A 14,044-nucleotide genomic window follows, 5' to 3' on the forward strand; every position below is an offset into this window, starting at 1 on the left:
AACTGTGTGAAAAATGTAATGCAAGAACCTTCTGCGTTAAGTTTACTACCTCCTATATTGGTGGTGGTTTTGGCCGTATTTTTACGCCGCCCTATATTATCTTTACTTATTGGTGCTTTGTTTGGGTTAGCCATGCTAGGCCCTACCACTGTATTGTCTAATTTTGCAGATATCTCATTAAAAGTAATGCAAGACGAAACCATTGCTTGGCTTATCTTAGTATGCGGTGGTTTCGGTGCTCTCATTGCTTTATTAGTGAGGACTGGTGGCGCAAGTGCATTTGCTGAATTTGCATTAAAATTTGCAAAGGGACAACGTTCATCACTCGTTATGACATTTGTGTTAGGCGTTATTATTTTTATAGACGATTACCTTAATGCGTTAACGGTGGGTGAAACCATGAAACGTATCACCGATAAATTTAAAATCAGCCGTGAAATGCTCGCCTATGTGGTCGACTCAACAGCCGCGCCTATCTGTGTACTAGTACCACTATCAACATGGGCGGTATTTTTTGGCGGTTTGTTGGTTGATAATAATGTTGCCTCTGAAGGGCAAGGTATTGCTGTTTATATTCAGGCTATTCCATATATGCTTTACGCTTGGTTTGCAGTAATAGTGGTGTTACTTGTGAGCTTAAACATTATTCCTGCCTTTGGCCCGATGAAAAAAGCACAACTTCGTGCCATGAATAGTCAAATCGAGGTAGCCAATAGTCAGTATAGTGATGTGCAAACTGCTGATGAATATGCAGTAAAAGCGGCTGAAGAAAACTTCGAGACAGCGGCAAGTAATGGCAAACTCTATAACTTTTTAGTTCCCATTATTTTGTTGGTAGCATTCACAGTCTATTTTGAGATTGATGTATTTAAAGGCTTGCTCGCAACCTTTGCCAGTGTACTACCCTTTTATATGCTGCAAAAGCTAATGACGTTGTCAGAGCTGGTAGAACGTATGCTGGATGGATTTAAAAGTATGATCCCCGCAATTGGTACTGTAGTCGCTGCATTTATTTTCAAAGATGTGTGTGATCAATTAATGCTGCCACAGTATGTTATTAATACATTAAGCCCTTATATGACGGCACAATATCTACCTGCCGTGGTATTTTTAGCCATGGCTGTGCTTGCCTTTGCAACGGGTTCAAGCTGGGGGATTTTCGCGGTTACTATCCCTATAGTTATGCCTCTTGCCTACGCAATTGATGCAAATATTCCTTTGGTGATTGGCGCATTACTCTCGGCTTCTTCATTTGGTAGCCAAGCGTGCTTTTATTCTGATTCAACGGTACTGGCAGCACAAGGGTCTGGTTGCGATTTAGTGAGCCACGCTATTACTCAACTGCCTTATACCATATTGGCAGCAACAGCTGCATTGGTTGGTTTTTTGCTTATTGCATAAAAACAAAAGCCCAAGCATTTGCTTGGGCTTTGATTTATTAAAATATACATCCTATTTTTGGAATTGGATTCCTTTGTAATAGGTCTCTAAGTTATCAACTTTAATCTGATTTTCCAGGTCAGCGAATGGCTTGTTCGCAAATTTACTACCTCGCAGCTGAATATTCAAACGCGGTGCTTGGTCATTTAACATCGTTTTCTTATAATAATCTTTAAGATCGGCTAAGGTTACTTTTTCAACCTCAGCAATCAGTTTTTCTTTAGAATCGAAGTTAAAGTTTTCACGATACCAATCAGAGATTAACGGAGCCATTTCATCGCCAAGATTTTTAGGCTGCTCTTTTAAAGACACAAGCGTGGCGTTCTTAAGCTGCATAAAGGTGTCTTCAGTCATATTATCAAGCTCAACTGCGTATTGCTTTTTAAATTCATCAAAACGCGCTTGCATTTCTTTTGGACCTTTAACTGGCGTTTGGATATAAAGCCCCAGCGCTGAATAATCTTCAATCGGACGAGCTAGAGCGCCGACCGCATAGGCAAGTTGTTCTTCAGTACGTAGCTTATCAAAAGCGACTGTTCTGAAGTGGTTTTGTAACACTTGAGCTTGTGCTTGCTGCTTATAACCTGGGGTCGGGTGAACAACCATATCGATAACTGCAACGTCAGCGACAATAATATCTTTTTGTAACACAATGCGCTCACCTAGCTTCGGCAACCACGCTTTGCTGCGAGCAAAGTCAGATTTTTTATGAGTCTGAGGTAAGATAGCAATCAATTTATTAGCAATCGAGTTCACATCGTCTTGATTATAGTTACCGAAGGAAAATACACGGAGATCATTAGCGGCAAGTGTCGATTGTTTAATCGCAGCAAAATCAGCGAGTGTTAATGCATTAGCTGCTGCAATTAAGGTTTCCGTATCAAATTTACCGCTTCGTGTTAATTTCGAGTATTCTCCAAACGCTTGATAGAAAGGAAACTGTTGCTGTTGGTTCAATAAATCACGCTTATAGCGGTCTATTGCTTGTTCAAAGCCTTCTTTAGATACGTCTAACTGTAAGTTTTCAAGTGCTTGTGCCAATAAAACATCTTGTTTATCAGTAAAGCCACTTAAAGATAGAACCAGACCATTACTAGGCTGTAGCCCTAAACTCATACCTGCAACAGCCGCTTCTGTGCTTAATTTACTCTGCTGCAAGTTATAGATATCTGCCCAAACTGAGTAAAGTACCTGTGCCTTTGCATCAACCAATGCGTCAGGAGTATTGATATAAACCTCAACAAGACCTTTTGGTTGCTCTGCAAATTGTTGACTTGCTTGACGCCATACCTTAACTCCCTGCTCATCAAACACCAGTTCAGGGTGGTCTTGTTGTTTAAATTCAGCTGTTTTAATTGCAAAGCTTTCAGGTAGTAAGCGGTTTACAGTTGGTAGAGCTAATTCAAACTGACTAGGCTTGTTCCAACTTGCAATTTCTTCTTCACTAATATCTTCTATGCGGTATTTGCCATCATAAAAATGAAGCTGCGAATCAGTGTCTTCTTGCTTTGATATATACCAAATACGAAGAGTATCTTCATTTAATTGCGATAACACATTTTGCACAGCATCAGCATCAAATTTTGCAAAATAATAAGGTGCATTGATTGCATTATTCACAGGGAATTTCTGCATACTATCGGTCAAGTTGCTGACATAACTAAACTCGTCGCCTTTTTCTAAAAATTGAAACTCATTATTCAAAGAAGTTCGAATTTCATTGAAGTATTTACTATCAACACCCTGCTCTTTGATTAATGCAATGTACTGCATGATAGTCGCAACTATTTCTTCACGGTTTTGCATGCCAGAATCAGTCAACTCAATATTAACTTTAAGGCTGCCATAGTTGCCATATTGAGTCGGCGCATCGCTTGCAGATAAATGCGAAACCCAGCCTTTATCTCTGAGGATTTGTGCAGGGCTGCCTTGCATTTCATTACTAAGTAAATAAGACACAAAGCGATTTGGTTTAACAGCGAACTCAGCGCTGTTGTCTTTAATAGTAAACTCCAACTCTAATTGTTTAACATCTTCATTTGGGGAGTAATAAACACGTTTACCGCCAGCCTTACTAAAGTCGAGCTTATCAGTCACAGTTGGCTTTTCTATCTGCTTATTCTCAATGTCTGCAAAATACTGCTTCGCTTTTGCTTCCATTTCAGCAAGCGGCCGATTTGAAATCATCGCTACTTTCATGATGTTAGACGAGTAATACTTGTTATAAAAAGCCACGGTTTCTTTATGAAGATTACTGCCCTCTTTATCGCCTAATGTTTCTAGATTACCTATTAAGAATCTGTTTGCAGGATGATCCCCCATCATTTGGCGAGCAAGCTTAAACTGACCGAAAAAATCCATTTCACGACGCATTGACCATTCTGCATTTACGGCATTTTTTTCTTTGTCAGTATATTCAGGATACAGCTTGGGCGATTTGAAAAAATCAGCAAAGCGATCAAGTGCTTCATCGTATGCATCGTTGTTCACTTTAAACATGTAATTAGTGATATCTAACCAAGTGTAGGCGTTATGAGCTCCACCGTTTTTAGTCATAAAATCACTATACCCCTTAGTATCAGGATATCTTTCTGTACCAAGAAAAAGCATATGCTCCAAATAGTGAGCCATTCCCTGCTGACTCATAGGGTCGTGCAACAAACCAACCCCAACACTCAATGCAGCAGCTGATTTTTCGGCACTTGGATCCGAGATTAAAATCACATCAATTTCATTGGCTAACTTGAGGGTTTTATATTCGCGGGTGTCATTAGGACTAACAATAAGCGATTCTGGAATTAGGTTTGTGTTGGTAGTTTGATTTGGTGTTGAACTACATCCAGCTAAAACGGCAAATGCAATAGCACTCAGGCCCATTATTTTTTTCATTATTTCGTATCCATTAGAAATTGACTCTATTTTTATTTATCATGTGCTTATACAGGTCGCAATTCAATGCTTATTAGGGTATAGACTCTAAAAACTTTGTAACACATTGTGAAAAACAAGTACTTACGGCTCGAATTTCAACAAAATAACTATAACAAAGGATGAACTATGGAAAAGTGGCTAATTGCAGCAATGTTCACTCAGGTATTACTCACATTCTCTATCATGGTGATTATGGGACGGCGCCGTTTCACTGCGGCAAGAAATAAAGTCATAAAAATGCAAGACTTTTTAACAATGGAATTAGATAAGGCAGGTTCAGAGGTTAGAGTCGCAGATCGAAACTTTATAAACCAGTTTGAAATGCCGATTCTGTTTTTCATTGCCTGTTTAACTGCTTTACAAGTTCACGCAGCTGGGTTTGTATTTGTAATTCTTGCATGGCTTTATGTCGGGCTAAGATTACTGCACAGTGTAATTCACCTAACAACAAACACACTAAAGCTACGTTATTATAGCTTTGTTGTCAGTAGCTTTGTCATGCTTATCATGTGGTTAATAATTCTAATAAGAATTTTTTAAGGCGCAAATTGCGCCTTACATTACCTTCTAAAGTATAAACCTTCCAAGGTATGAAGCTTCTACTGTATAAATTTTCTACGGTATAAAACGCTGGCTGCCAAAATCGACATCAGCCAAGCCATTGAGCCACTGCTTGAACCAGAATCGCCGCCCTTGTTATCATCACTGTCTATTAATGTATTTTCAACTGGTGACAAACCTGCTGATGAATCAGGGTTTTCATCAATGACAACAACACTGTTAATAGTCACTAAATTTTCACCATTAAAGCCTGCGGTTGTTTCTGGGCATTGATCTTTGCTTAAACCGACAACGGGAATTTCTCCGCAGTGCACAAGATCAGTGATTTTAGTCAGTACATCAAAGCTTTCTTGTGTAATCTCGCCAAACACTGTGAAACCACCATTTTGCACATCTAAATTAGCGCTATTATCTTTTAGGTTGAAGAACCATTGGCTGGTGGCACTGTTTGCGTTACCACTTTGTTTAGCCATAGCAATGGTTCCTTTTACGTTAGATAGGACTGGCTCATTCGAAATCGCAGCTTTCTTATCAATTGCTGTAAAATCTGTTTCGAATGAAAAGCCACCGCCTTGTACTACAAATTTATCTACTGAACGGTGAATAATACTTCCATCATACGAGCCATCTGACACATATTCTAAAAAGTTCGCAACCGTTATAGGTGCGTGTTGATCATAGAGGTTTACAGTAACTGTACCTTGATTCGTTTGCATTTCTACAATGGTTGCATTGGCTTGAAAACCAATTACGAGTAACGCAGACGCGAACAAATTTTTTTTCATTGTCTCTTCCTGATAGTTTTTATTTTGAGATGAAGAGGTTAAATAAAAACTATCGGTTATTAAATAGAGGAAAGAATTGTTACACAAAACACATCAAGTTAATTACATGTTAATTACACTTGTTTACATTGTATATTCATTAAAGTTATAGAAATTAAATAAATTAAAGCCAAATCGTCTTATCAAATTAGCTGAGTTTGTTAGTATTTACACGAAAACAATGAACACATAGGAATAAACCATGGCGAATAAAGAAAGCGCTATTTGCGATTTTGGCCTACACCAAGGTGAGCCTTACAGTCAATTACCGGCCAGTTTTTTAAACTGGATGGTAGGTAATAATCATCAAAAATCACACTATGCTGAGCAAGAGCTTCAACGACGTCAATTAGCTGCCACAGGTGAGTTAAATTTTGAAAATGGCAATAAAAATTATTAAAAGTCATTTAATTTAAACCTAAGTCGTTTAAACTAAGCGCATAATTAACCTACTGCTTTAATATGGCAAACAATTATGCGTTTTATTATTTTATCGTCGCTGCTGTTTTCATTAACCGCTTGCAGCACTTTTCAAGAAAAAGATACCAATCCTCAGTATTTTACTCTTTTACATACTAATGATAATCATGGTCGTTTTTGGCATAACGAACACGGTGAGTATGGTATGGCAGCCCGTAAAACACTGATAGATCAATTAAGAGCAGATGCAAAAGCTCAAGGACATGCTGTTTTATTACTTTCGGGTGGTGATATCAATACAGGCATTCCGGAGTCTGATCTGCAACATGCAGAACCTGATTTCAAAGGTATGTCACTCATAGGCTACGATGCAATGGCAATTGGTAATCATGAGTTCGATAATCCACTCGCCGTCCTTGATCAGCAACAAAAGTGGTCAAACTTCCCATTTTTATCGGCCAATATTATCGATAAAGAAACTGGCGAAGCACGTTATCAAGGCTATAAAGTGTTTGACAAGAATGGGCTTAAAATTGCTGTAATAGGTTTAACGACAACTGACACGGCTAAAATAGGCAACCCGCAATATATTGGCGGTCTTGATTTTAAAGATCCAACCCAAGTTGCTGCAAACCTAGCACCTAAGTTAAAAGCTCAATATCAACCTGATATTACTATCGCCGTCACTCACATGGGCCATTATGTAGATGCTAATTTCGGTATCAACGCGCCTGGTGATGTAACGATGGCACGTAACCTTCCTGAAGGGACGCTTGATATTATTGTTGGTGGGCATTCGCAAGAACCCGTTTGTATGTCAAGTGCAAATGTTCTCGATAAGGACTTTGCGCCTGGTAAAGAGTGTAAACCAGATCAACAAAATGGTACTTGGATTATGCAGGCTCATGAGTGGGGTAAGTATGTCGGTAAAGCCGAATTTAAATTAGAAAATGAGCAATTAACTTTACTAAGTTATGAATTAATCCCTGTGAACTTATATACCACAAATAAACAGGGCAAAAAGCAGCTTGCCGGTGACTATATTGAACCTGATAAGACAGTCCAAGATGTACTTGCGGTTTATCAGAAAAAAGGCGCAGCTCAGATTGCGGGCAAGATTGGCTCAGTCGATGCTAAACTTGAAGGCGACCGCAGCAAAGCACGCTACGAGCAGGTTAATCTTGCTCGTGTAATTATCGCCGCGCAAATGCAATCTGTTGGAGCTGATTTTGGCTTGATCAGTGGCGGTGGTATTCGGGATAGCATTCAAGCAGGTGATGTTAGTTATAAAGATATTTTGAAAGTTCACCCTTTCAAAAACCGCATTACTTACATTGATATAACAGGAAAAGAACTGTTCGATTATCTGTCAGTTGTGACCTCATTCCCACCGGACTCAGGCGCTTATTTACAGTACCATAAACTTAGTTTTAGTAGGCAAGATGGGCAGCTCAACGATGTGAAAATTAATGGTAAGGCACTCGATATGGACAAAACTTATCGTATGAGTATCAATAGCTACAACGCATCAGGGGGCGACGGGTACCCGACATTGACAAATAAGTCTGGATTCGTAAGTACAGATGACACGGATGCCCAAGCATTGAAGCGCTTCTTCGAAGAAAATAACCCTTTAACAGCGGCTGATTACGCACCTAAATAAACAAACGATGGGAAGTCGTATAGCTACTTCCCTATTACTTCGATATCATCACAGGAAATTGCTTTTAAACCATAGTGATGTAATCGGGAGCGAGAACCTTCACCATGAGCTTTGGGAGGGTAATATATTTCCTTAAGCTCAGGGTCATCTTGCCAAACGTCATCCAGTGCAGCCCTAATTTCACTTAACGTTTTCTCAAGGCTATTAGTAAAGTTCGGACGTTTTCTAATTGTATGACCAAGCTCAACTAAACGATAAAAATATTTATTAGCAAGATTTAACAACTCATCTGGTACATCTTTATTTTGATTAAGCACAACATCAGGATATTGGATACAAAACTCAACCAAGGCTAAATAAAAACATAATGGCTTATTTGCTAGCGCAACTGACTTTGTTTCAAGTGCAGTTGATGAAAATGTTTTCGTGTTTAAGTCGACAACGAGCTTAGGTGTCTCAGCAAGTATTTGTTCATCATCTGCTGTCGCTTCTACTGCACTATAAAATGACCGTCTGCTCTGACTAACTAAATAGGTAAATAGCGACGCGATTAGAAGCACAATAATTAAAACGACAATATCAGACTTTACTAATAGATTTTTGTTTAAAATAAAAGTAACCGACAAACTTCTTTTCGGGGTTTGTAATTGAGTTGATATACGTTCCCCTTGCACTTTTGAATTTGTAATACCTTCGATAGAATAAACCACAATGCCAGATTGGTTAATACGTGCATTCAACTGAGTAATGTAATTGGAAACCATTTCTTTACTGCCTGAGTGCTTTAAAAAATCATCAGGTAAGTTTAAGTAGTTCAAATCGAGTGCGATTCTGCTTTGTACCTTTGCAACAGACAATTCATTATTCATCTGCGTTTTGTAAAATTTTGCAATATAGAAACTTGCAACTAACAATACTGTTGTTAACAAAAACACGATTACATAAAAAAGTTTATCTTTACTTAGAAGCATCGACGACCTCGACTGAGTGCTTATTTGAATCGCTTTTACAATCCCAAAATGATTCTACATGATTAAAGTAATGGGAGCTTTGATTGCGCGCTAAGTCCGTGAGGCGAGCTTGAACAGCACACAAAAGGTCGGTGTTCTCATCTTGCATTTTTAAATACCAACGGCTACCACTAACATTATCTCTTATTGGCGTGATGTAATTAACCGAAAAACTAGCTTGGTCACTGTCTTGCCAATAGGATGAAATTAAGTCAACTTGACCACTGGCCAGTAATTCTCTTAGCTCAGTATGAGAGCTGGCATAAGTGATATTTAAATTTTCTAAATTTATGTCTAATGTTTTAAAAAGTTGTTTCGGTAATATGTGACCCGAACGGCTTGTGGGGTAATCCAATAAGCCAATACGCTTATCTAAAAAGTACGACTTTTCAATTCGGGGCTTTTCTTTACTCGAAATGAGGTATGCAGTGTAATCAGGGAATCCTACAACGGCTTGATAATTATAAGTAGATTGCGCCATGAAGGCGTCAATTAAATTCTCTTTTGCAAGAATTAAATCAGCGATCCCTTTGCCTAAAAACTCGATGGAATCTGATGTTTTATAACCCCAGTAAGACGTAACCCTACCGTATTGTTTACGAATGGTTAAATCATCACACAAGGATATTGCCACATCCTCAGCGAGTGTCTTTGCGGATACATAAACGACAAGTTCGTTTAAATTGCTGTCTGACTTTGTATTGCAGGTATACGAAGTTTCAATAAACGATTTTAAGTCAGGTGCCACTGGTTTTCCCTGCATAAAACCAATGCAGAAAAACAAAATAATAGACAGAAACAAAAATGTAACAATCGATGATTTTTTTATTAATATAGTTCTTAAACTCAATTTTACTAACCACTTGCTCGCGCTAGTCTCTATTTGAACAATTATTCTTACTTATTACAACAAGTAATTTTACTTAAACATTCTAACCAGCTGATTTTATTGCTTTATGAACAAGAAATTATGAATCTTATTGAGTCCTTTCTATTTATCTCAAAATTCAGGAGAATTGGCGCCAGAAAATTTGATTAAGCAAACATTCACTTTGGACGCTCAACCAATGTTACTAAAAACAATGAAGATGTTGCTGTTAACTACACCAGTAATTTCAGTTTTATCCGCAGCCCCTGCACATGCTTGGGGTCAAAATGGCCATCGAATTGTTGGTGAATTAGCAGCAATGCATATTACCGACACCACTCGAGACGCCTTAGTTCCATTACTTGATGGTGAATCACTCCCTCAAATAGCCACATGGGCTGATGAAATGCGCTCTGCACCAGAAAAATTCTGGCAAAAAAAGTCATCACGCTGGCACTATATAAACTTTGCTGAAGATGATGCAAAACCTGCCTATGACGCTCATGCTCACCATAATAAAGAAACAGTTGCAGATATCCTTGAAGGTATCGAATATTCAATTTCAGTATTAAAAAACGAAAAAGCATCATTAGCTGAAAAACAATTTGCATTACGCTTTTTAGTACACCTTGTTGGTGATAGCCACCAACCTTTCCATGCTGGTCGCAGCGAAGACCGTGGTGGCAATCGCATTTCTGTCACATTCTTCGGGCAAGATACAAACCTACACAGCCTTTGGGATACTAAATTAATAGAAAACGAAAACTTATCTTACACAGAGTTTGCCAAGTTCGTTGACACATCTAACCAAGCATTAATCTCAGATTACCTTGCGAGCTCTCCGAGTGATTGGTTGATTGAGTCAAACAACATTGCTAATTCACTCTATAAAGAAAATGAAACAAATGTAAGTTACAGTTATATCTATAAAAATTTACCAATTGTAAAAACTCGCCTACAACAAGGCGGGATTAGATTAGCCGGTTTATTAAACTCACTATTTGATAAATCAGCAAAACCGTTAGTAAAGGCACTTAAGATGCCTGCTAGCAGTGAACTATAAACCAACAAACCTCTAACACGGGAAATAACATAATGAATAAGTTACGCCTTTCGAAATTAACCGGAGCAGTTATATTAGCTCTTGGTGTTTCAACAAGTGCTATGGCTGCAGATACCTCATCTTCAATGAGAGGTAAAATTACAACGCCTTCTGGTGAAGCAGCTGCAAATGTTAAAATAAAGGTTATTCACCAACCAACTGGCACAGTCAGTGAGTTAACTACAAATGAAAGCGGTACTTTCATCGCTAATGGTCTACGTGTTGGTGGCCCATACACTGTACTTATCGACTCAGATACACACAGTGACAGCATGGTAGAGAATATCTACTTAGAACTTGGTGATACTTACCGTTTACAAGAACAATTAAACTCATTAGCAATGGAAAAAATTGAAGTTTCTGGCTATAAAATTGTTCAGCAATCTGGCGGTTCAAGCAGTGTTTTCGGTGAAGACACAATCAACAATATGCCAAGCTTTAACAAAGACATTAAAGATGTAGCGCGATTAAACCCACTTGCAAGTATCAATGGTGGCGGAGAGCTAACATTTGCCGGTAATAACCCGCGTACAAATAGTCTAACCGTTGATGGTATCGGCCAAAACGATGACTTCGGTTTAAACTTTGGTGGCTACCCTACAGCTCAACCACCTGTTGCACTTGATGCAATTGAGCAAATTTCTGTTGATGTATCACCTTTCTCAGCATCAAAAGGTAACTTTGGTGGTGGTACAATTAATGCCGTAACAAAATCTGGTACAAATGAATTTAAGTTCTCAGGTTTCTACGAAACGTCAACACCTGATATGGCAGGAGATGTAGATAATATCTCAGAAGTTTCTGTCGATGGTCGCCCTGTTTTAGACGAAGATGGTCATAAAACATTTGAAATTAACAAAGTTGAACCTACACAAACGGAAGAACGTTTTGGTTTTAACGTGGGCGGTCCATTAATCAAAGACACGCTTTTCTATTTTGTTAACTACAACAGCTGGAAGAGCGAGCTTGATTTAGATTATGGTTTTGAGGGCTCTGGTGCAACGAACGAATACAATGTAACTGAAGAGCAGTTTAGCAATTTCTTATCTGTATTAGACAATGTATATGGTTTCCAAGACTCTTTAGGTGGCGATCCTGAAGATACGAATGAATCACTACTTGTTAAACTAAGCTGGAACATCAGCGATGCACATCGTCTAGATTTCACATATCAGTGGCAAGATGATCAGGACGAAAAAAACTTCGGTACTGGAGGCAAAACGGTATCTCTAGCTTCAAGCCGTTATACTTACGCAACTAAGTTCAACAATTTCTCGACAAAACTTTACTCAGATTGGAGCGATGTTTTCTCATCAGAGATTGGTATTGCGTATAAAGATGTCAGTTCAAACAGCTTAACAAACTCGAATATTGGTAGTGTAAAAGTTGAAGAATACTACCGTGGTCCAGCATATGAGTTTGGTACAGATCAATATCGTCACGCGAATGAGTCTTCAACTGAAAACCTAACATTAACGTTTGATGGTACTTACCTTCTGGATGATCATGAGCTTAACTTTGGTATTCAGTATGAATCACTCAATCTGTATAACCTGTTTGCTGCAAATTCATTAGGTTCATGGGAGTTTGACAGTGTTGCTGGTTTTGCAAACCGTGAAGTAGGTAACTTTAATGGTACTTATGACTTCTCTTATGGCAATGCATACACAAACAACGCTGCAGACACAGCATACGATGCAACGCGTAGCCAATTAGCAATCTACCTAGAAGATACTTTTTATATTGGTGACGATTTAGAAGTAAATGCAGGTCTTCGTTATGAGCGCTTAGCATCTGACGACAAACCAACTCTAAATGAAAACTTCCTAGAGACTTATGGTTTTTCAAACCAAGAGAACCTTGATGGCGTCGATATCATCCTACCACGTGTTGGGTTTAAATATTACGCAACAGAAAACCTAACAATCAGCGGTGGTGTAGGTCGTTTCCAAGGTGGTATTCCTAACGTTTGGTATAACAACTCGTACCAAAAAGACGGTATTACACTTGTTGATGCACCGCAATCAGTTATTAATGATTACTACGCAAATAACCCTGCAGATATCACATCTGTACCAGGTGCAATTCAAGATTCACTGGTAAAAGGTGCGGGTAGCACAAACTACATTGACCCTGATTTTAAATTACCTTCAAGCATCCGTAGCCAAATTGGTTTCGAGTATGACTTTGACTCTGAATTACTTGGTAATGGTTTCAAATGGCAAGCTGAAATCGCTTACCACAAGAAAGAAAACGAAGCAATTTGGCACAATACGGCTATCGTACCTGTGGGCGTTGCGGCTGATGGCGAGCGTTTAATCCAAGAAAGCATCTACTCAGGTGACCTTGCTGATAACTTCGATATCATGCTAACAAATTCATCTGATGATGGCCGTTCAGTTATCTTCTCAACAGCACTTGCAAAAGAATGGGATAACGGTTTATACATCTCAGCAAGCTATGCACACCAAGATATCACGGAAGCTGCTTCAGGCTCATCTTCACAAGCACAAAGTAACTACCAGCACAATGTTACTAAAAACCGTAACCAAGACTTAGCACAGCGTGGTGCCTATGAAGTAGAACATAGCTTCAAAGTAAATATCAGCTACCACACTGAATTCTTTAAAGGCTATAACACTAAGTTTGACCTTTACTTTGAGCGTCGTTCAGGTCGCCCTTACAGCCACACAATGGCTTCGTACCAAGATGGTGCGCTAGGTGATTCGCGTGACTTCTACTCAAGCTCTGCATACTTAGCTTATATTCCAACTGGTGCAGATGATCCAAATGTAAACTGGGATGAATCGCAACTTACTTGGGGTGAGCTTGAAGCACTACTTGATAGAGCGGGCATTTCTGAGCGCGGTGAAATATTAGACCGTAATACGGGTACTATGCCTTGGGTTACAACCATGGATATCAGCGTTAAGCAAGAAATCCCAGGTTTCGCTAAAGGTCATAGCGGTGAAGTGTATTTCATGATTGATAACTTTGCTAACTTGCTTAATAGCGACTGGGGTATTGAAAAGCGCCTTAGCTATCAAGACCAATCAGTTTATGACTTTGGTGGTTTAGATGACCAAGGCCGTTATATAATTGATGAAGCATACAATGGTGCCGATGTAAGAAATTACACACTAATCGACCAAAGTGCTTCTGCATGGCAAGCTAAAATTGGTATTAGTTACAAGTTCTAATCTATACTGTTTAAAGCCCGTTTAA

Annotated in this window: 10 protein-coding genes; 6 read left to right on the forward strand and 4 right to left on the reverse strand. The window is 38.9% G+C overall.

Features of this window, described 5'->3' with window-relative positions:
• Positions 1 to 18 precede the first annotated feature (18 nt).
• Positions 19 to 1,401, forward strand: a complete 1,383-nt coding sequence (locus PAARA_RS04705) for a Na+/H+ antiporter NhaC family protein (RefSeq protein WP_062567906.1) — start codon at positions 19 to 21, stop codon at positions 1,399 to 1,401.
• 51 nt (positions 1,402 to 1,452) lie between these two features.
• Here the strand turns inward: PAARA_RS04705 and PAARA_RS04710 are convergent, their stop codons facing one another.
• Positions 1,453 to 4,329: an insulinase family protein gene (locus PAARA_RS04710; RefSeq protein ID WP_062567907.1), complete on the reverse strand. Its 2,877-nt coding sequence runs from the start codon at positions 4,327 to 4,329 to the stop codon at positions 1,453 to 1,455.
• A 168-nt stretch (positions 4,330 to 4,497) separates the two neighbouring features.
• Between PAARA_RS04710 and PAARA_RS04715 the strand changes: the two genes are divergently transcribed.
• Positions 4,498 to 4,911: an MAPEG family protein gene (locus PAARA_RS04715; protein ID WP_062567908.1), complete on the forward strand. Its 414-nt coding sequence runs from the start codon at positions 4,498 to 4,500 to the stop codon at positions 4,909 to 4,911.
• Between the two features lie 59 nt (positions 4,912 to 4,970).
• Here PAARA_RS04715 and PAARA_RS04720 read toward each other — a convergent pair whose 3' ends face one another.
• Positions 4,971 to 5,717, reverse strand: coding sequence for a peptidylprolyl isomerase (locus tag PAARA_RS04720; protein ID WP_062567909.1), 747 nt, complete (start codon positions 5,715 to 5,717; stop codon positions 4,971 to 4,973).
• 241 nt (positions 5,718 to 5,958) lie between these two features.
• Between PAARA_RS04720 and PAARA_RS04725 the strand changes: the two genes are divergently transcribed.
• Positions 5,959 to 6,156: a hypothetical protein gene (locus tag PAARA_RS04725; RefSeq protein ID WP_062567910.1), complete on the forward strand. Its 198-nt coding sequence runs from the start codon at positions 5,959 to 5,961 to the stop codon at positions 6,154 to 6,156.
• Positions 6,157 to 6,231: 75 nt separating this feature from the next.
• Positions 6,232 to 7,839 carry a bifunctional UDP-sugar hydrolase/5'-nucleotidase UshA gene (gene ushA, locus PAARA_RS04730; protein ID WP_062567911.1) on the forward strand — a complete coding sequence of 536 codons (1,608 nt, stop codon included), beginning with the start codon at positions 6,232 to 6,234 and terminating at the stop codon, positions 7,837 to 7,839.
• 23 nt (positions 7,840 to 7,862) lie between these two features.
• Here the strand turns inward: ushA and PAARA_RS04735 are convergent, their stop codons facing one another.
• The gene (locus PAARA_RS04735) at positions 7,863 to 8,708 is read right to left on the reverse strand and encodes a hypothetical protein (RefSeq protein WP_245219892.1); all 846 of its coding nucleotides are present in this window, start codon (positions 8,706 to 8,708) and stop codon (positions 7,863 to 7,865) included.
• Between the two features lie 88 nt (positions 8,709 to 8,796).
• On the reverse strand, positions 8,797 to 9,699 hold the full coding sequence (locus PAARA_RS04740; RefSeq protein ID WP_062567913.1) for a type 2 periplasmic-binding domain-containing protein: 903 nt from the start codon (positions 9,697 to 9,699) through the stop codon (positions 8,797 to 8,799).
• A gap of 217 nt (positions 9,700 to 9,916) precedes the next feature.
• Here PAARA_RS04740 and PAARA_RS04745 point away from each other — a divergent pair, with 217 nt between their 5' ends.
• A complete protein-coding gene (locus PAARA_RS04745) occupies positions 9,917 to 10,780 on the forward strand; it encodes a S1/P1 nuclease (protein ID WP_062568170.1) in 864 nt (287 codons plus the stop codon).
• 32 nt (positions 10,781 to 10,812) lie between these two features.
• Positions 10,813 to 14,019: a TonB-dependent receptor gene (locus PAARA_RS04750; RefSeq protein WP_062567914.1), complete on the forward strand. Its 3,207-nt coding sequence runs from the start codon at positions 10,813 to 10,815 to the stop codon at positions 14,017 to 14,019.
• Positions 14,020 to 14,044: the final 25 nt, after the last annotated feature.

It is taken from the genome of Pseudoalteromonas arabiensis, from assembly GCF_001550155.1.
Classification (GTDB): Bacteria; Pseudomonadota; Gammaproteobacteria; order Enterobacterales; family Alteromonadaceae; genus Pseudoalteromonas; species Pseudoalteromonas arabiensis.